This is a genomic window from Lactobacillus sp. HBUAS51381 (assembly GCF_012641095.1).
In the GTDB taxonomy this organism is placed as follows: domain Bacteria; phylum Bacillota; class Bacilli; order Lactobacillales; family Lactobacillaceae; genus Levilactobacillus.
Genome location: NZ_JAAVSC010000004.1, coordinates 60,484 through 78,762, shown reverse-complemented (window position 1 = coordinate 78,762; position 18,279 = coordinate 60,484). Strand labels below are relative to the sequence as shown.

Below are 18,279 nucleotides of genomic sequence, written 5' to 3'. Positions count from 1 at the left end.
GTGGACAATGATAAGCCGTTTACCAACTCGTGGGATTTCCACTTAGCTTAGATAATACAAAAGCCCGAGAACCATGCTGGCTCTCGGACTTTCGTTAAAACGTGCTGGTGTCGAAACGTGTTCCGCGAGGCAGCCGGTTCCGCTTAACCCCATTCAGGCCAAAATCCAAACCCGGGATTTCAACCTGAATGACGTTAATGCTCGCCGACTCCCAGCCTCGCTCCACACTCTATTTTTGAATCAACGACGCTTCTTCCGCACGTTGTTTGTACAACGCCACTTCATCGTCGGCTGCGCGGACCCAATGCCGGGGGGAGATTTCGACTAAGTGTCGTTCCTTGCCGTCATTTTCGCCGCTACCGTCGTAGGCAATCTCTTCTCGCGTCCGTTCGAACTCTGGATCGGGAACTGGGACGGCCGACAGTAGACTCTTGGTGTAGTCGTGTAACGGGTGGGCGTAGATTTCGTCGGCATCGGCGATCTCTAACATCCGGCCGTAGTGCATAACCCCGATGCGATCGGAGATGTACTTCACCATGGACAAGTCATGGGCGATGAACAGGTACGTTAAGCCCTGTTCCCGCTGCAACTTCTTCATCAGGTTAACCACTTGGGCCTGAATCGACACGTCCAACGCGGAGATTGGTTCATCGGCAATCACGAACTTGGGGTTGACGGCTAATGCCCGGGCAATTCCGATCCGTTGCCGTTGACCACCAGAGAATTCATGGGGATACCGACTGGAATGGTCCTTGTTCAGTCCCACAGTTTCCAGCAAGTCTTCCACCTTTTTGGTCCGGTCGGCATCGTCCTTGGCAAGGTGGTTGATGTCAATTCCCTCGGCCACGATGTCCTTAACCTTCATCCGGGGATTCAATGAGGCGTACGGATCTTGGAAGATCATCTGCATCTCTTGACGAAAATCGTGTTGATCCTGCTTACTGGTAAAGGAATCCACGTTCTTACCGTCAAATAAGATTTCACCAGACGTTGGTTCATATAAATGAATGATCGCCCGGCCAGTCGTGGTCTTCCCAGATCCGGATTCACCGACTAGACCAAAGGTTTCACCCTTATAGATGTCAAACGAAATATCATCAACGGCGCGAACCTCATCCGCTTTACCGACGTTAAAATACTGTTTGAGGTGCTTGACTTGGAGGATTTTTTCGGCATTTTCGTAATCCATTATTGCTGTTCCTCCTCTTCTTCAATTGGTGTCGACGCCTTTTGAGACGCTAACCAGTCTTTTTGCATCTTGGCATATTTCTTCTGTCGTTCGACGATTTGTGTCGGTGGCGTCACCTTTGGTGCATCCGGATGGAGTAACCAAGTCGCGGCGTAGTGCGTATCGGAAACCTTGAAGAACGGTGGTTCCTTTTCGGTATCGATCTTTAAAGCATACGCGTTCCGCGCGGCAAAGGCATCCCCAGTTGGTGGGTCCAATAAGTCCGGTGGCGTCCCAGGAATCGATGGCAATGAATCGCCACTCGAATCCAAGGTCGGCATGGAACTCAACAGGCCCCACGTGTACGGATGCTTCGGGTTGTAGAAGATTTCATCAACCGTCCCATATTCCACGATCTTACCCGCGTACATGACAGCCACCCGGTCGGCCATACCAGCCACCACCCCTAAATCATGGGTGATGAAGATGATCGACGTGGAGATCTTGTCCTGCAATTCCTTCATCAAGTTCAGGATCTGCGCCTGAATCGTCACATCCAAGGCCGTCGTTGGTTCATCGGCAATGAGGACCTCGGGGTAGTTAATCAACGCAATCGCAATGACGATCCGTTGCCGCATCCCACCTGAGAATTGGTGCGGATAGTCGTTAATCCGGTTTTCAGCATCCGTAATCCCGACCAATTTCATCATTTCCAAGGCTTGTGCTAACGCCTTTTCCTTCTTCATGCCCTTGTGCACCATCAATGGTTCGGCGATTTGCCGCCCAATTCTCATGGTCGGGTCCAACGAGGTCATCGGATCCTGAAAGATTTCGGCAATGTCTTGGCCCCGAATGGCCTGCATTTCCTTCTCGCTCTTCTTTAACAGATCCTGTCCCTTGTAAAGAATCGACCCACTGACAATGTCCGCGTTCGTGGCGTTCAAGCCCATAATGGTCCGCGTGGTCACGGACTTACCGGAACCCGATTCCCCCACGATCGCTAAGGTTTCACCCTTCCGTAAATCCAAGTTAACGTTTCTGATCGCCTTAACGTCACCGGCATAGGTCTTGAAGTTAACTTGTAGATTCCGGACCTCTAAAATATCTTTTTCATTATCCATGACGTTATTTCACCTACTCTTTCGTCCGCGGATCGAATGCATCTCGCAACCCATCACCTAAGAGGTTAAAGGCTAACATGATGATACATAGGATCAGTGCCGGCCACCACATCTGATAAGGCAGGAACTGGAAGTTCTTTTGCCCATCGTTTAACAGGGTCCCCAGTGACGCTTGTGGTGAGGAAATCCCGATCCCGATGTAGGACAGCGTGGCTTCGAAGAAGATGGCACTTGGAATGGTGAACATCGTGTTGATGATGATCACACTCGACAAGTTCGGCAACAGGTGCTTAAACGCAATCTTCAGCGAACTTTCGCCCAGGGTTCGGGCCGCTAAGACGTACTCTTGTTCCTTGATCTCCAAGGTCTGCGCTCTGACCAGCCGGGCCATGTTGACCCAGGAGGTTAAGGCGATGGCGATGATGATTGAGGTCATCCCGGGTTTCAGAATCAAAATCAGCAGGACGATAACAACCAAGTTAGGAATCGACAGGATGATTTCAATGATCCGTTGCATGATGGTGTCGACCCGGCCGCCCTTCCAACCGGAGAACAACCCGTAGGTCACCCCGATGGTCAGGTCAAACAACGTCGCCACTAACGCAATGATTAAGGAAATCCGTGTCCCATACAAGACCCGAGAGAACAGGTCCCGACCCAAGTAGTCGGTCCCCATGATGTAGTGCAGGCTAGAAGCCCCAGCCTGCTTGTAGGCGTCCACTCGTTCACCCGCTTGAACCAACGTCCCGTTGAACCCGTTGATGTTCACGCCAGGAATCTTGGATGGTAAGTTGGCGTACGATGGGTTAACGGCGTTAGGATTGTGCGGTGAGAAGAAGAGTGAACCAAAAGCCATAATGAAGATAATTCCCAAGATAATTAATGAGATCCAGGCGCCCCGGTTTTTCTTTAACCGCCGCCAAGCATCCTGTGTAAAGGTTAATGACGGTGCCGCAATCTTTTCACTATCTAAAGCCGCCCGGTCATCGGCCGTAATCGGCTTAAAGCTATCTTCTGGGAGTTTTACTGTATCTGCCATTTATTTACCTCCTAGTTAGCCTTTCCTGTGATCCGAATCCGTGGGTCAACGATTCCGTAGAGGATATCGGTGATCAACAGAACGACACATAACATGAATGAATAGATGATGGTCAAGCCCATGATGGTTGGGTAATCGTTCGTCAAGACGGACTTCACGAATTGTTCCCCAATCCCGGGAATCGAGAAGATGTTTTCAACAACCATCGACCCGGTCATGATGTTAACGGCTAAGGGGCCGACAATCGTAATCAGCGGAATCAAACTGTTCCGCAGCGCATGGTGGTAAATAACCCCCATCCGGCTTAGCCCTTTAGCTTTAGCCAACTCAATGTAATCTGAACTCAACACATCCACCATTTCCGTTCGCACGAACCGCGCCGACTCGGCTAACGGTGTCGCGCCCAACGCTAAGGTTGGCAAGACCGTGTAGATAAAGCCACCCCATTCGGCGATGGGGAACCACCCTAACTTCAATCCCAGGTAGTACTGTAACAGCACGGCCAGAACGAAGGAAGGAATGGAAATCCCTAAAATAGAAACAACGGTTGTCGTGGTGTCGACCCACGTATTCTGTCTCATCGCGCCCAGAGCACCAATGATGATCCCAACAATGACGCCCAAAATCATGGCTTGCAGCCCAATCTGTAAGGAAGGTCCGATCCGGCTCGAAAGCAGGTAGGACACGGGTTGGTCACTGAATTGGAATGATGTTCCGAAGTTACCTTTGACGGCGCCTGCTAGGTACAGCAGGTATTGTTGCCAAACAGGCTTATCCAAGCCGTATTGCTGATAAATCAACGCAATCTGACTCTTGGAGAGCTTGGCTTGGTTGGTCAATGGCGTCCCCGGTAACAGCTTCATCAGGAAAAAGGTGACGGTAATCACGATGAATAAGGTCAGGATCAGGTAGAAGATCCGTTTTGCTAGGTACTTTGCCATTTGTTTACCTCTCAATCAGTAGACTTATTCGTTATCGTTAAGTTGTCAAGCTTAACAAGAATTATATGAAAACAACAAGACGATAAATAATTGCTAAATATCGAAAAGTAAGGACTAACTGCCTCGTTAATCCTTACTCCCCGATGTAACACTATAACGTTCTCTTACGCGTAATGACTAATTTAGATGTGATTATTTGGCAATGTATGCCTTACTGAAGTCCCAGTTAGCGCCTGTTGGGAAGTAGATTACGCCCTTAACCTTGGACTTAACCAGTTGTGATTTCCCTTGTTGGTAAAGTGGGATGATCCCTTGTTCATTCATCAACGTCTTTTCGGCACTGACCATGTCGTTCCAACGGGCAGCCTTGTTGTTGGCATCCTTGCCATCAGCAGCGGCGATGTCCTTGTCGTAAGAACTGTTCTTCCATTGACCACGGTTGTAAGAGTTAGTGGAAGTGAACATTTCCAGGAAGGAGATGGCATCAGGGTAATCGGCACCCCAGCCAGAAACAACGGCTTGGAATTGCCCATTTTCAGAACGGCTCAACCGCGTCTTGAATGGTAAGTTCGAGTTGGTAACCTTGATGTTGCCCAACTTGGACCATTGACTCTGAACGAATTCAGTGGCGTTCTTACCAGCCGGCGTATCATCGGCCATCAACGTTAAGTTGTAGCTCGAACGACCGGTTTCCTTCAAGGCTTCCTTCCACAACTTCTTAGCTTTCGTTAAGTCTTGTGAGTAAGCGGAAGGTACTGCGGCTGCCTTGGTGAAGTCTTCACCCTTGTAAGAAGCTAATCCCGTGGAGACCAGCCCCTTGGCTTGGGTTGACCCATCGGCCAAGACCTTGTTGACGAATTGCTTCCGGTTGATTGCCAGTGACAATGCTTGCCGGGCTTTCTTGTTCTTCATCATCGTGTCTTTCCGTTGGTTCAATTCAATGTAGAAAGTCGAAGCCCCCTTACGTTCAACGTATTGCTTGCTGTTCTTGTAGTTCTTCGGTTGCTGACCACTCAAGTAAGTTGCGTCCAACTTGCCACTCTGGTATTGACTCAGAGAAGTTTGTGGATCCTTCATCGTCTTGAAGTTAATCTTCTTCAGTTTAACATTCTTTGCGTTCCAGTACTTAGTGTTTTTACTCAAGGTCCAGTTATCAGAAGTCCCGGTCCAGTAAGTTAACTTAAAGGGCCCGTTATAAACGTTGCTCTTGGCGTTCGTGGCGTACTTCTTGCCGTACTTCTGAACGACTGATTGATTCTGTGGGAAGAACATCGGACTAGCCGCTAAGGATGGGAAGTAACTCGTGGCCTGGGATAACGTTACGACCAACTTGTAATTGCCTTCCGCCTTAACGCCTAAGCTAGAAACGGGCTTCTTGCTCTTCATGATGTCGTTGGCGTTCTTAACCGGTGCGTACATGTAAGCGTATTGCGAAGCGGTCTTCGGATTGACGGTGCGTTGCCAGGCGTAAACGAAGTCTTTGGCGGTAACTTTATCGCCGTTACTCCAGTTAGACTTTCGTAAGTTGAAGGTATAGGTCTTACCATCTTTGGAGACCTTATAGCTCTTAGCTACCCCTGGGTGAATGCTACTGTTCTTACCAAACCGTAACAGACCTTCGTTCGTGTTGTTTAAGGTTTCCCCAGAAACCACGTCGGTTGCCGTCGCGGAATCCATGGATGGTAATGCGGAATTTTCCATCCAGTTTAACGTTTGTTTACTAGCTTCATTGGAACTGCTGGATGATGACCCACACGCCGCAAGTAATACTGCCGCGAACGTCGCCACCGTCCCGAGTTTGACTGCCGAATTGATTTTCATTAATATCCAACCCCTCTATGTGTTGTAAGTGAAATAAATTGACATCCTCAAATTTGATGTTTCCAATTGTATATTAGAAAACCATTAAAATCAATGGTAAAAACTAATAAAATTTAAATATGCAATCATAAACGCCTCTATATCGGCGTTTATCGTGCAAAAATAAAATTAAAATTCAGTTTTTTTCTCATTTTATCAATAATTTCAAGATAACGCTTACATTAATATTTACCTATTATACATTCACAACGGTTTCGACGACCTGGTCGCCACACCGGCCATTGCGCTTAACCCGACCACCCCTACCGCTTGTCCTTCAGCCTAATCTCCCGAAGCAACGACTCCCAAGGGTTATCTTTTCCAACTAAACCGGGAAAGTCTGTCTCCTTAGTATCGGATATTGAGGTGCCTCAGAGCACGAGTTCGCGTAAACTGATCATGTCGATGGCGTCCACCTGACGACTTAATCGATGAATAATATACAGATCTTAGAGAATTTCTCTTTATGAGAAACTTGCCACTATTTTTAACGGGCCAAGTCGACGCTTGAAAGAGCCTTAAACCGTTTTAAATTCTGCTAAACGGTCATTAACTTAAGTCAACGTGTCCTTTATGCCCTTTCTCCCACAAAACCGCGCTAGTCTCCTCTGAATGTATCTGACGCGAAATCCAATTTCCACCAAAAAAGTCTTCAAAAGTCAGAAAGCACTTTTGAAGACTCTTCATCAAGCTAAATTTGCTGATTCTTGTGGCTAACGTTATTTGGCGACGTAAGCCCGACTGTAATCCCAATTGGCGCCGACAGGGAAGTACACGACCCCCTTAACCTTCGACTTGACCAATTGTGGCATCCCCGTCTGGTAAAACGGAATGATCCCTTGATCCTTTAACAGGACCTTCTGCGCGTCCACGAGATTCTGCCACCGGGCACTTGGCTGGTTGGCATTCTTAATCGTGGCGTCATCGATCAGCTTATCATAAGCCTTGGATGACCATCTCCCGTTGTTGTAGGTATTGCCCGTCGTGAACAACGACAGGTCGGTGATTGGGTCAGGGAAATCGGCACTCCAGCCACTAACTACGGCTTGGAATTGTCCATTTTGTGACCGCGACAACCGCGTCTTGTACGGAATATTTGAGTTTGTCACCTTGAAGTTATCCAGCTTGTTCCACTGACTCTGGATGTACTCCGTCGCTGACTTACCCGCCGGCGTGTCATCCGCCAACAGCGTTAAACTGTAGCTGGTCCGGCCGGTTTCCTTCAACGCCTGCTTCCAAAGTTGTTGTGCTTTGGCTAAATTGTAAGAGGTAGCCGATGGCACCGTGGCTTCACTCGCGAAGTCCTTGCCGTCCCGAATGGCCAACCCCGTCGATACAATCCCGGTTGCCGGCGTTGACCCATCTTGCAGCACCTTGTTGACGTACTGCTTACGGTTCAGCACCAGGGATAGGGCTTGCCGGGCCTTGGTATTCTTCAACATGGTATCCTTGCGTTGGTTTAATTCGATGTAGTTAATCCGAGAACTCTTCCGGGAATGGAATTCCTTGTTGTTCTTGTAGTTCTTAGGCTGTTGACCACTCAAGGAGATGATGTCCAACTTGCCACTCTGGTACTGGCTCAGCGCCGTTTGAGGATCCTTGACCGCACTGTATTTAACGTGCTGGAGCTTAACAACCTTGGCGTTCCAGTATTTCTTGTTCTTAGTCAACGTCCAGGTATCGGAGGTTCCGGACCATGACGTTAACTTGAACGGCCCATTATAAACGTTCTTCTGGGCGTTGCTGGCGTACTTGTTGCCATATTTCTCCACGGCGCCCTTGTTAACCGGGTAGAAACATTGTTGCGCCACTAACGTTGGGAAGTAGCTGACCGGGTGGGCTAAGGTCACCACCAACTTGTAGTCCCCATCCTTCTTAACACCCAAGGTAGACGGCGCCTTCTTGCCGTTCATGATGGCATTGGCATTCTTAATGTCTGCGTATAAATAGGCATACTGGGAACTCGTCTTCGGCGCCACGGTTCGTTGCCATGCGTAGACAAAGTCTTGGGCCGTGAGCTTCTCACCGTTACTCCACTGCGACTTCCGCAGGTTAAACGTATAGGTTAACCCGTCCTTCGACTTGTGATAGCTCTTCGCTAACCCCGGTAAGGTCTTACTGTTCTTACCGAACCGCAGCAGGCCCTCACCCGTGTTATTCAGCGTCTCACCGGAAATAATATCCGTGGCCTTCGCATTATCCATTGAGGATAACGCCGAGGTCTCCATCACGTGTATCGTTTGATCCTTGGCCTTATTCGTTTGGGAGCTGGTACCACACGCGGCTAACGCGATCGTGGCGATACCAGCCACCGCACCTAATTTGGCGATTGCTTTAATCCTCATAAAAGTTCCGACCCCTTCACAAATTGTCCTCAGTGACTTACGTTGAATAACATATTAAATTAAAGAACGATTAGAATCAATAGCGAATTTTAATGCTGATAGCTTATTTATCCCACAAATGCCGCAAAGGCGGGGTTCGACACCTGCAAAAATTTTACATCACCACTATTTATTGGCCTGTTGCACTCGCACTAACGGCCTCAAAAAGCCCGCAGAAGTCAAAAATAACTTCTACGGGCTTTCGTTCCCTTATTTCGCTAGAACATTTTTAGTTGATGACCTATTTGTTCGCAATGTAAGCGCGACTGAAGTCCCAGTTAGAGCTGACAGGGAAGTAAATGACCCCCTTGACCTTGGACTTAACCAGTTGTGGCTTCCCGCTTTGCGAAACTGGGATGATCCCTTGGTCCTTCAGTAAGATCTTTTGCGCGTCAATCAGGTTCTGCCAACGTGCGGCTGGCTTGTTGGCGTTCGTCGTCGTGGCTTCGTTAATCAGCTTGTCGTAAGTCTTGTTGGACCACTTCCCGTTGTTGTAGCTATTATCCGACGTGAACAGCGACAGGTCGGTGATTGGATCTGGGAAGTCGGCCCCCCAGAGCGTGACAACGGCGTCAAATTGGCCAGAGGCAGACCGAGATAACCGGGTCTTGTATGGCAAGTTAGAGTTGGTTACTTTGAAGTTCGACAGCTTGGACCACTGACTCTGAACGTATTCGGTCGTACTCTTGCCTTGGGCCGTATCGTCGGCCATCAAGGTCAATGAGTAACTCTTCCGGCCGGTTTCCTTCAGAGCTTCCTTCCACAACTTCTGCGCCTTAGCGACGTTGTGTTCCGTTGCGGCTGGGATCGTGCCTTCCTTGGCAAAGTCCTTGCCATTTCGGATAGCTAACCCGCTGGTCACGATTCCCGTGGCCACTTTAGAGCCGTCGTCCATGACCTTGTTGACGAATTGCTTCCGGTTCAAGACCAGAGACAGGGCTTGACGGGCCTTCTGGTTCCGCATCATGGAATCTTTCTTTTCATTTAATTCGATGTAAGTTACCCGAGAACTGTTCCGGGCGTGGTAATCCTTGTTGTTCTTGTAGTTCTTCGGTTGCTGGCCACTCAGGTAAATGGCGTCCAACTTGCCGCTCTGGTACTGGCTCAAAGCCGTCTGAGGGTCCTTGACCGCACTGAACTTGATCTGGTGCAGCTTAACCTTCTTGGCATCCCAGTACTTACTGTTCTTGGTTAACGTCCAATTGTCGGACGTCCCGGTCCAGTAGGTCAGCTTGAAAGCCCCGTTGTAGACGTTGTTCTTGGCATTCGTGGCGTACTTTTTGCCGTACTTCTTAACCACCGTTTCGTTCTGTGGGAAGAAGGCCGTTTGGGCCACTAAGGTTGGGAAGTAGCTAACGGGATGAACCAAGGTAACTTTGACCTTGTAATCCCCGACGGCCTTGATCCCCAGCGTGGAGACGGCCTTCTTGCCCTTCATAATGGCGTTGGCATTCTGAACATCGGCGTACAGGTAGGCGTATTGTGACCCCGTCTTCGGGTTGACCGTGCGTTGCCAGCCGTAAACGAAATCTTGAGCGGTGACTTTATCCCCGTTGCTCCAGTTGGACTTTCGCAGATTAAACGTATAAGTCTTCCCGTCCTTAGACTTAGTGTAGCTCTTGGCCACCCCGGGATGGGTACTGCTATTCTTACCGAACTTCAATAAACCTTCACCGGTGTTGTTCAAGGTTTCACCAGAAACCACGTCCGTTGCCAATGAATTATCCATCGTTGGTAACGTCGAACTTTCCATCCAAGTTAAGGTTTGATCCTTAGCCTGCTTGTTACTGCTAGAAGACGTCCCACACGCTGCTAATGAAATCGCCGCTAATGTGGCCACCGTCCCTAACTTGACGATTGACTTAACCTTCATAAAATTCCGACCCCTCTAAATATGTATTTCTGTCGCCGCCAGCTCTAAGCTTGGTTGCTCTTTAAAGCCCACAACCGATAACCCGCGTTGTTTTGACAACAGGAACTATTCTAGATTAAAATTAAATTAGAATCAATACTATATTTTAATTTTATTCAATTTAATTACTAAAAGTTAGTTGCGTTGACCCTATTTAGCCGGCCTGATGATGGCTAGGGGCCTTGCCACATAAGGGATTTTCACCGTAAGGCTCGTTCAAATCGTCGTCGACTAAATGATTAAAGTCTCCTCATCTCCGACTCCCCGGCACGTCTATCTTCGGTTCACCGTTCTTCCGGCCCCCTACGCGTTTGCTCAGGTTCCCCACTTACCCCAGCTAATCCTTATTCGCTCAGGATTAAACATGTTATACTCAGGACATAGACTTTAAAGGAGGGTGATCTTTTGGAAGAAACCCCACGAACACCCGTCATTACGATTGGGCTAAACGCTGGACAGGCCACGTTTAACTATTCCATGACGGAGCTTAGAAACTTGGTCGAGGCTAATAACATGACCGTGGCCGAGGAAATTCAACAATCGCTGACCAAGCCCAATCCCGGGACTTACTTTGGGACGGGGAAGGTCGAGGAATTGGCAACGATCGTGGCCGATGACGGCGTCGACATCATCGTGGTCAACGACGAACTGACCCCCAGCCAGATTCGGAACCTCGAGAACGGAACCAAGGCGAGAATCATTGACCGGACCGGTTTGATTCTAGAAATCTTCGCCAACCGTGCCCAGTCACGCGAGGCCAAGTTACAGGTTCAATTGGCGATGCTCCAATATCAACTGCCCCGGCTGCACACCAGCGCTTCTCAACGGCTGGACCAGCAAACCGGTAGCGGTGGCGGCGGTGGCTTCACCAACCGTGGTTCCGGTGAATCGCAGACCGAAATGAGTCGGCGGACCATTCAACGCTCGATCAACCACGTCAATCACGAACTCAAAGAAATTAACCAAGCGGCGGCCACGCAACGCCAACAACGGGAACGTAATCAGTTGCCTTCCGTCGCGCTAGTCGGGTATACCAACGCCGGCAAATCCACGTTGATGAACGCGCTGGTCCGCGAATTTGGCAAGAGTGAGGACAAGCAAGTCTTCGTCAAGGACATGCTCTTCGCCACCCTGGACACCAGCGTCCGTCAGTTGGTCTTTCCGGATCAAAAGAAGCTGTTGCTCAGCGATACGGTTGGGTTCGTCAGCCAACTGCCCACGCAATTGGTCAAGGCCTTCCGTTCCACGTTGGCCGAAGCCGCCAGCGCCGACCTATTGGTTCAGGTCGTGGACTACGCCGACCCGAACCGCGAAGCCATGATGGCGACTACAGAAAAGACGTTGGAAGAGATTGGCGTGACCGACGTGCCGATGATTACCGTCTTCAACAAGGCCGATCTGACCGAAGCCAGTTATCCTAGCCGCGTGGGCGACCAACTCATCCTGTCGGCCAAGGATCCCGATTCCGTCGCCATGTTAGTCAAGGCCATGAAGGAAAAGGTCTTCCACGACTACGTGACGGCCAACTTCCTGGTGCCCTTCTCTGATGGCGAAATCGTGTCCTACTTAAACGAAAACGCCAACGTCCTCGACACCAGCTACGAGGCCGAGGGTACGGCCCTACGCGTCGAGCTCCAACAGGCAGACTTCGACCGTTTCCAGAAGTTTGTGGTCACCGATTAGCCTCATCATCTAAACAACCAGTTATCAAAGCCGCCAAGAGGTCAATTTTTGGCGGCTTCGTTGTTGCCGGCTGTCCGCCTGACGTTCAGTAGTGCTCACGCCAGTTACCTGCGGCTGCCAGCAATTCCGCCTGCAGCCAAAAAACGGGCTTCCGGCTCGCTTGGAAGCCTTGCATAACCCACAAGTCTCCCAAGTCGTCCCACGGTCTAAGCTGGCCAGGAACGCCAGCTAACACCGTTGTCACGGCTGGCTCCATTACTAGCCTCCTCCGGCGTAGCGGTACGCTCACTGAATGTCAGTAACAACCGCAACATCCGGAGTCAGTCTTCGGCCTATTTGATGTATCTGCCTGACTGACAACCACCACCGGAGCCGAGAGTGAAGCAAAATATGAGCTCAGCCGTGGGATTATCTGAACGGCGTCAGCCGGTTAGATAATGGCGACTTGGAAACGCCGGTCTGGGGCGGTTCCAAGCGAGTGCCGAGACCGCTTCTCAGGCTCGGCGCGTCCTGCCCACCGCGATCCAGCTCATATTTTGCGAACGGTAAGGCGGCTGCGAAGGACTATATTCAGTGCTAACGACACGAAAACAGCGACCGGCATCCCCGTGAATTTGGGAATGTCAGTCGCTGTTCGTTTAAGCAGAATTAAGCCTGCCGTTTTTCCAAGTAGCTGGCCAATAGCGAGAGTAGGTAGCAGACGATGAAGTACATCAACGCGATAGCCACGAACATAGGAATAATGTAGTTGGTGTTCTGACCGTAGATAATCTGTGACCGGAATAGCATTTCTGGCAAGAGAATGATCGTTGCCAGTGACGTGTCCTTAACCAACGAGATAAACTGGCTAACGATAGCTGGAATCATCTTGACCAACGCTTGGGGTAAGACGATGTGCCAAAGGCCTTGCCAGTAAGTCAGCCCGTTGGCCCGGGCCCCTTCCATCTGACCGGGGTCGACCGCTTGAATCCCGGAACGGACAATTTCAGCCAGCATCATCGACTCAAAGATGGTCATGGCTAAGATTGCGGCCGGAATAATTTCCGGCTTGACGCCCAGGTTGGGCAGACCAAAGTAAGTGAAAAATAAAATCAACAGTAATGGTAAATTCCGGATAACGTCGATGATAAAACCGACAATGGCCGAAACGTATTTAATCTTCACGTAGCGAATCACACCGAGAACCGACCCGATGATAAAACTCCCAATAATCGAAATCACGGAAACTAGGATGGTAATGCCCAGTCCACCGAACAGGTAGCGTAGGTTGTCGGGAGAATAAGCATCAATAAAGTTTTGCAGCATAATGAATCTCCTCCCCTTAAGCTAGCCGTTTTTCTAGATAACGCATGTAGTAACTGATGGGCATCGTGATAATCAAGTAGAGCACCCCGACCGACGCATAAGCCGCCATGGTTTGCAGGGAACTCGAGGCAATCACGTTACCTTGATACATCAGATCGAAGCCCCCAACGAAGGCTAACGTGGAGGAATTCTTCACCAGGTTGACGAATTGGTTCCCCAGTGGTGGAATCACGTACCGAAAGGCTTGGGGCAAGACGATGTAGCGCATCGCCTGCCAATATGTTAAACCATTGGCCCGTGAGCCTTCCATTTGCCCGGGATCCACGGATTGAATCCCCGCGCGGACCGTTTCGGCAATAAAGGATGACGTGTACAGTGTCAATCCAATGGTGCCGGCGGTAAACCCGTTCATCTTAACCACGTACAGCGGGAACACCACGTAGAAGAACATTGTGATGACCAGCAACGGAATGTTCCGGAAAAGTTCGATGTAGGCGCGCGCGCAATGCCGGGCAACCTTACTGGGTGATTCTTCAAGTAAGGCGAAGAGTGTCCCAATAATCAAACTAAACACTAACGCAATAAAGCTACACAGCAATGTTTGGCCGAGCCCGTAGAGTAACGTGCCGCCGTAAGCTTGAAAAATATGAATCATTCTTTAGCCGCCTCCTTGTAGTCGAAGCCCTTCACATTGTGGAACCATTTGTGAAGAATCCGGTTGTATTCGCCGCTCGCACGAACCTGCTTCAACGCCTTGTTGACCGCTAAGCGGAAGTCCTTTTGGTTCTTGTTCATGGCAATGCCATAGGGTTCGGAGATGAAGGATCCCCGGGTTACCTCATACCCCGGGTTCTGTAGCGACATCCCGTAAAGAATCCCGTTATCGGTAGTCAACGCTTGGCCTTGGCCGGACTTCAACGCCGTCATGGCTTGGGCATAGTCGGTCAATTGAAGCACTTTAGCCTGCGGCGCCACCTTGGCCACGTTTTCAACGGAATCGGAGCCAACCACCCCAAGTACCGTGGCTTTTTGCTTGTTTAAATCATGGACGTTCTTAATGCTACTGCCCTTCTTGACCAGCAAAGACTGGCCCGCCATGAAGTACTGGTTGGAAAAGGCCACTTGCTTCCGCCGTTCCGTGGTGGGGGTCATCGTGGCCATAATGGCATCGATATTCCCATTCTTCAGCATCGGCATCCGCGTAGAACTCGTGACCTGAATGAACTTGGCCTTAGCGTCCTTCCCTAACATCTGTTTTGTTAGGGCCGTGGCCAAATCAATTTCAAAGCCTTTGATCTTATTATCCTTCGTATCCAACAATCCAAACAGTCGGGTGTCAGCCTTGACGCCCCACGTAATCGTCTTCTCTTGTTGATCGGTCTTTAACACGTTCTTCTTGGCTAACGACTGATTGCCACAAGCCGTTACCATCAGTGAGACCGTCACCAGAGCCAGCAAGAGGCCAAGATTTCGAATCAATCTTTTCATTGCTAAATTCCTCCCCCGGTTTAGTGTGTGATAATTTTACTTAGGAATTGACGGGCCCGTTCGTTAGTTGGTTGGCCGTCAAAGAAGGTCTCCTTGGAGTCGTCTTCCAGGATGCGGCCGTCCGCCATGAAGATAACCCGGTTGGCCACTTCACGCGCGAAGCCCATTTCGTGGGTCACGACAAGCGTGGTCATACTGGAATCTCTGGCGATGGTCTTCATAACGTTGAGCACATCGTCAATCATTTCGGGATCCAAGGCACTGGTCGGTTCATCAAACAACAGACACTTGGGCTTCATCGCCAGCGAGCGGGCAATCGCGATCCGTTGTTGCTGACCACCGGAGAGTTGCGACGGCATCTTTGGCGCCTGATCGGCCAAGCCCACGCGATCGAGCATCTCCATGGCCACTTTTTTATTTTCATCCTCGTTACGATGCAGGACGATCCGTGGGGCTAACATGATATTTTCTAGAATTGTTTTATTCGCATAAAGGTTAAAGTGTTGAAACACCATGCCCACGTTTTTCCGGATTCGGTTCATATCCGTCTTGGGATTCGCCAGATCTTGACCATTAACGATCAACTGACCGTGCCGAATCGATTCAAGACCATTGATCGTCCGAATTAAAGTCGACTTACCTGACCCAGAAGGGCCAATCAGCACCACAGTCTCCCCATCTTCAATCGTCAAGTTAATGTTGTGTAATGCGTGAAAACTACCGTAGTATTTTTCAACGTTGTGAAATTCAATCATTGACATAAGTCTTTCCCTCCACATACCTAAAGTAGTTGCCATGCAGTCGTCCCCGACAGCCATGCATCTGGATTTTTTTGTGTCCAAAATCAAGTTTAAACCAAAAAAATAACCCGGTCAAAATAAACACACTCGGTGTGACCACCCCCGCAAACGATTCAGGGATAAAAAGATTAGGCGTACCACGGGTTGGCGCCTGACGCGTCCCCTTCAAAAAAAATATCGTGTGTGGCACCACCGTGTTAGAAAAGCTGACATAAGTGGCAAGAATTTCCGAACATTCTTGCCCTAAAGCCAAAGAGTCTGGGGCGTTATTAATGACCGCCTGTGTCTGTCAGAGATTCCGGTGCTGTGGGGACCACCTTCGTTCTGCGGTCCTCAGGTGCGTTTTGAAGTCTGACCAAGCCCCGTCAGGCTCCAAGCACGTCACTTGTTGCAGTCATCTTCATTGCCTATGGCGTCATGGTGACCTTTAGCAGCCAAATCAAAAACGCCTAGAGCCTTGGCCCTACGCGTTCATGTATGCTATTTAAGTTGCATTTAGTGATGGTAACGTGAGGTCCGCGTCATCGGTTCAGCGTCACGTTCTGACGAAGGCCCCTGGTCATACCGTGCCCGTCGCGACGTTGTTGGCGTCTCACGCATGGTTCGGCCCGTGTCAGAGCTCCGACCGGTCGAATCATTTTGATGCTTGTAGGCCAGTTGTACGGCCACTTGAAAATCATTCTCCTGCTCAATCACCGAGGTCCGTCCCAAAACCTTAAAGGGACCGCCAACCAACGTGGCGTTGGCGAGGTACAATTCAAACTGATCACGGACATCGGCAACGTTCTGTAACCCCACCGTGCTGACCACGCCGACCCGTTGTTTCTCGGCCTGATTCATGCCGGCATAAACCACCAGCTGGTGATTTTCGGATTGCATCTCAAAGTACGGAATTAAGGCGCCCGGACCAGAAGCATAGACCGGTTTTCCACTCTGACGTGTTTGTTCCGTAATCTCGCGGTCGCCTAATCCGGAATAGTCCAGCTGTAATAACTGATTTTGCTGGAGCCGTGTTGCCAGATTTTGAATATTATCCTGTTCAATCGGTGTTGACGTTAATTTCCCAGGTAATATTTTCTTCTCATCGAAATACCCATTGGCTGGAATGTTTCGACCACCCATGGTTCGCTTAGGCTGATCCAACTCGGCCTCTTTAGGCTTCATGTGGAGGAGCTTCTCAATCTTCGGCGAAATATCAAATGGTGCTTTCTTATTCGTGAAGTAATACACCGTGTTGAGGTAAGCAAAATACAACAGAATAATGGCGACCAGTAAAATCAACAGGCCCCAGAATGGATGCCCATTTTGAAGGTAACGGACGCCGATGTAAAACAGGTATAGATCCCCTAATGCACCCAAAATAACGTAGATGCGGTTCTTAATCTTCACGCTTACGTTGATGTAGCCTAGATAATGGTTGACCATATCAAGAAAACTCAGCATGATCGGTCCCCCTTCCTTCTTTATTGACCCGTAGTCGTGGTGTCATTCGTATTGTTGGTCGTCGTTGCGTGACTGTACGTGCTCGACCCAGTGTCACCGGTGGTATCGTCGCTGGTACTCCCCGTGTCATCAGTTGTCGTATTATCATCCGTCGTTGAACTGGTGGTTGTGGATGATGGCTTCTTCTTGGAAGACGTATTCGCCCCTGTAGTGCCGGTTGAACCCGTGGTTCCCGCCGTACTGGTTCCGGTCTCCGATGTGGAATTAGCCGACGAACTTTCCGTATCCGTGGTCGAACTACTACTGCTACTGCTATCCTTGCTAGATGAATCACTACTGTCTTTCTTAGAAGAATCGGAAGCCTTCTTCTTACTATCGTCGCTGGCTTTTTTCTTCGAATCGTTGGATTGGTTGACGACCAGTGATGAACTCGTCGACGTCCGTGAAGCCCCTTCGTTGGTCTTCGTGACGGAATTGGTCACGACGTTGGTAGCCCCGAGCGCGAGTGCCATCGAAACAATGGCAAACGGCGTGATAAAGGGTGGTGTCCGGTACGCCATGCTACATTCCTCCTTGTACGTTTATTCAATGCCTATTATTATCGCACGTTAAAGACAAGAAATTCTCAAAATTCTCTTAATTTTTGACTAAAGATTTGGGTGCTGCCTTAACACCGGCCGCTTTGCATTCCGCACAGATACCGTACAGCTCAAAACTATGCCCGGTAATCTCATAGCCCGGTAATTGATCGCAGAAAAAGTCCATCGGGCACATTTGCAGTTCCGTGACTTTACCACAATTCTGGCAGACAAAGTGATGATGGTGCTGATGATGGAAGTCACATTGGTATTTAACGCGCGCCCGCTCCTGTTCCGTGTTCTGCTCAACAATGCCCACTTCCTCAAATTCCTTCAGGTTGCGGTAGACCGTGTTGTGGCTCATTCCCGGAAACTCGGTTCGCATGTAAGCATCGACAGCCACCACGTCCGTATAATGGCCCTGATTGGTCCATAAGAACTCGAGCAACGCGTGCCGCTGTTTGGTCAACTTGAATTTATTCTTTCTTAAAATCGCCACGGCGGCGCTCAACGTATCTGCCATGATGGTGGCCTCCTCTTAAAATTTAGTCCGAATT

16 protein-coding genes are annotated in these 18,279 nt (G+C 49.7%); 1 reads left to right on the top strand and 15 read right to left on the bottom strand.

Going from position 1 to position 18,279, the window contains the following annotated elements; genetic code table 11:
• Window positions 1-229: 229 nt before the first annotated feature.
• The 7 genes from HEQ50_RS02530 to HEQ50_RS02500 all read right to left on the bottom strand — a co-directional run bounded on the left by HEQ50_RS02530 (window position 230) and on the right by HEQ50_RS02500 (window position 10,386).
• Window positions 230-1,189, bottom strand: a complete 960-nt coding sequence (locus HEQ50_RS02530) for an ABC transporter ATP-binding protein (RefSeq protein WP_168898943.1) — start codon at window positions 1,187-1,189, stop codon at window positions 230-232.
• Window positions 1,189-2,289 (bottom strand): ABC transporter ATP-binding protein, encoded by a 1,101-nt coding sequence (locus tag HEQ50_RS02525; RefSeq protein WP_168898941.1) that lies wholly within the window; start codon window positions 2,287-2,289, stop codon window positions 1,189-1,191. The genes HEQ50_RS02530 and HEQ50_RS02525 overlap by 1 nt, the downstream gene beginning before the upstream one ends.
• Window positions 2,290-2,302: 13 nt before the next feature.
• Window positions 2,303-3,328, bottom strand: a complete 1,026-nt coding sequence (locus tag HEQ50_RS02520; RefSeq protein WP_168898939.1) for an ABC transporter permease — start codon at window positions 3,326-3,328, stop codon at window positions 2,303-2,305.
• An 11-nt stretch (window positions 3,329-3,339) separates the two neighbouring features.
• Window positions 3,340-4,269: an oligopeptide ABC transporter permease gene (gene opp3b, locus HEQ50_RS02515; protein ID WP_168898938.1), complete on the bottom strand. Its 930-nt coding sequence runs from the start codon at window positions 4,267-4,269 to the stop codon at window positions 3,340-3,342.
• Between the two features lie 192 nt (window positions 4,270-4,461).
• On the bottom strand, window positions 4,462-6,090 hold the full coding sequence (locus HEQ50_RS02510; protein ID WP_168898936.1) for a peptide ABC transporter substrate-binding protein: 1,629 nt from the start codon (window positions 6,088-6,090) through the stop codon (window positions 4,462-4,464).
• Between the two features lie 758 nt (window positions 6,091-6,848).
• Complete coding sequence (locus HEQ50_RS02505; protein ID WP_168898935.1) at window positions 6,849-8,474, bottom strand: peptide ABC transporter substrate-binding protein; 1,626 nt, start codon at window positions 8,472-8,474, stop codon at window positions 6,849-6,851.
• 280 nt (window positions 8,475-8,754) lie between these two features.
• Window positions 8,755-10,386: a peptide ABC transporter substrate-binding protein gene (locus HEQ50_RS02500; RefSeq protein ID WP_168898933.1), complete on the bottom strand. Its 1,632-nt coding sequence runs from the start codon at window positions 10,384-10,386 to the stop codon at window positions 8,755-8,757.
• 444 nt (window positions 10,387-10,830) lie between these two features.
• Between HEQ50_RS02500 and hflX the strand changes: the two genes are divergently transcribed.
• The gene (hflX, locus tag HEQ50_RS02495; RefSeq protein WP_168898931.1) at window positions 10,831-12,108 is read left to right on the top strand and encodes a GTPase HflX; all 1,278 of its coding nucleotides are present in this window, start codon (window positions 10,831-10,833) and stop codon (window positions 12,106-12,108) included.
• An 85-nt stretch (window positions 12,109-12,193) separates the two neighbouring features.
• Here the strand turns inward: hflX and HEQ50_RS02490 are convergent, their stop codons facing one another.
• The 8 genes from HEQ50_RS02490 to HEQ50_RS02455 all read right to left on the bottom strand — a co-directional run bounded on the left by HEQ50_RS02490 (window position 12,194) and on the right by HEQ50_RS02455 (window position 18,245).
• Window positions 12,194-12,364 carry a hypothetical protein gene (locus HEQ50_RS02490; RefSeq protein WP_168898929.1) on the bottom strand — a complete coding sequence of 57 codons (171 nt, stop codon included), beginning with the start codon at window positions 12,362-12,364 and terminating at the stop codon, window positions 12,194-12,196.
• Window positions 12,365-12,756: 392 nt separating this feature from the next.
• The gene (locus tag HEQ50_RS02485) at window positions 12,757-13,410 is read right to left on the bottom strand and encodes an amino acid ABC transporter permease (RefSeq protein ID WP_211089176.1); all 654 of its coding nucleotides are present in this window, start codon (window positions 13,408-13,410) and stop codon (window positions 12,757-12,759) included.
• A 19-nt stretch (window positions 13,411-13,429) separates the two neighbouring features.
• Window positions 13,430-14,068: an amino acid ABC transporter permease gene (locus tag HEQ50_RS02480; RefSeq protein ID WP_168898925.1), complete on the bottom strand. Its 639-nt coding sequence runs from the start codon at window positions 14,066-14,068 to the stop codon at window positions 13,430-13,432.
• The gene (locus HEQ50_RS02475; protein WP_168898924.1) at window positions 14,065-14,901 is read right to left on the bottom strand and encodes a transporter substrate-binding domain-containing protein; all 837 of its coding nucleotides are present in this window, start codon (window positions 14,899-14,901) and stop codon (window positions 14,065-14,067) included. The genes HEQ50_RS02480 and HEQ50_RS02475 overlap by 4 nt, the downstream gene beginning before the upstream one ends.
• Window positions 14,902-14,921: 20 nt before the next feature.
• Window positions 14,922-15,662, bottom strand: coding sequence for an amino acid ABC transporter ATP-binding protein (locus tag HEQ50_RS02470; protein ID WP_168898922.1), 741 nt, complete (start codon window positions 15,660-15,662; stop codon window positions 14,922-14,924).
• Between the two features lie 534 nt (window positions 15,663-16,196).
• Window positions 16,197-17,144, bottom strand: a complete 948-nt coding sequence (locus HEQ50_RS02465) for a DUF6681 family protein (protein WP_168898920.1) — start codon at window positions 17,142-17,144, stop codon at window positions 16,197-16,199.
• Between the two features lie 20 nt (window positions 17,145-17,164).
• The gene (locus tag HEQ50_RS02460) at window positions 17,165-17,704 is read right to left on the bottom strand and encodes a hypothetical protein (RefSeq protein WP_168898918.1); all 540 of its coding nucleotides are present in this window, start codon (window positions 17,702-17,704) and stop codon (window positions 17,165-17,167) included.
• Between the two features lie 76 nt (window positions 17,705-17,780).
• Window positions 17,781-18,245 carry a Fur family transcriptional regulator gene (locus HEQ50_RS02455; RefSeq protein WP_168898917.1) on the bottom strand — a complete coding sequence of 155 codons (465 nt, stop codon included), beginning with the start codon at window positions 18,243-18,245 and terminating at the stop codon, window positions 17,781-17,783.
• Window positions 18,246-18,279: the final 34 nt, after the last annotated feature.

Bases quoted from the DNA above. Each gene is read 5' to 3' on its own strand.
- HEQ50_RS02530 (WP_168898943.1), bottom strand. From the start codon at position 1,189: ATGGATTACGAAAATGCCGAAAAAATCCTCCAAGTCAAGCACCTCAAA.
- HEQ50_RS02525 (WP_168898941.1), bottom strand. From the start codon at position 2,289: ATGGATAATGAAAAAGATATTTTAGAGGTCCGGAATCTACAAGTTAAC.
- HEQ50_RS02520 (WP_168898939.1), bottom strand. From the start codon at position 3,328: ATGGCAGATACAGTAAAACTCCCAGAAGATAGCTTTAAGCCGATTACG.
- opp3b (WP_168898938.1), bottom strand. From the start codon at position 4,269: ATGGCAAAGTACCTAGCAAAACGGATCTTCTACCTGATCCTGACCTTA.
- HEQ50_RS02510 (WP_168898936.1), bottom strand. From the start codon at position 6,090: ATGAAAATCAATTCGGCAGTCAAACTCGGGACGGTGGCGACGTTCGCG.
- HEQ50_RS02505 (WP_168898935.1), bottom strand. From the start codon at position 8,474: ATGAGGATTAAAGCAATCGCCAAATTAGGTGCGGTGGCTGGTATCGCC.
- HEQ50_RS02500 (WP_168898933.1), bottom strand. From the start codon at position 10,386: ATGAAGGTTAAGTCAATCGTCAAGTTAGGGACGGTGGCCACATTAGCG.
- HEQ50_RS02490 (WP_168898929.1), bottom strand. From the start codon at position 12,364: ATGGAGCCAGCCGTGACAACGGTGTTAGCTGGCGTTCCTGGCCAGCTT.
- HEQ50_RS02480 (WP_168898925.1), bottom strand. From the start codon at position 14,068: ATGATTCATATTTTTCAAGCTTACGGCGGCACGTTACTCTACGGGCTC.
- HEQ50_RS02475 (WP_168898924.1), bottom strand. From the start codon at position 14,901: ATGAAAAGATTGATTCGAAATCTTGGCCTCTTGCTGGCTCTGGTGACG.
- HEQ50_RS02470 (WP_168898922.1), bottom strand. From the start codon at position 15,662: ATGTCAATGATTGAATTTCACAACGTTGAAAAATACTACGGTAGTTTT.
- HEQ50_RS02465 (WP_168898920.1), bottom strand. From the start codon at position 17,144: ATGCTGAGTTTTCTTGATATGGTCAACCATTATCTAGGCTACATCAAC.
- HEQ50_RS02460 (WP_168898918.1), bottom strand. From the start codon at position 17,704: ATGGCGTACCGGACACCACCCTTTATCACGCCGTTTGCCATTGTTTCG.
- HEQ50_RS02455 (WP_168898917.1), bottom strand. From the start codon at position 18,245: ATGGCAGATACGTTGAGCGCCGCCGTGGCGATTTTAAGAAAGAATAAA.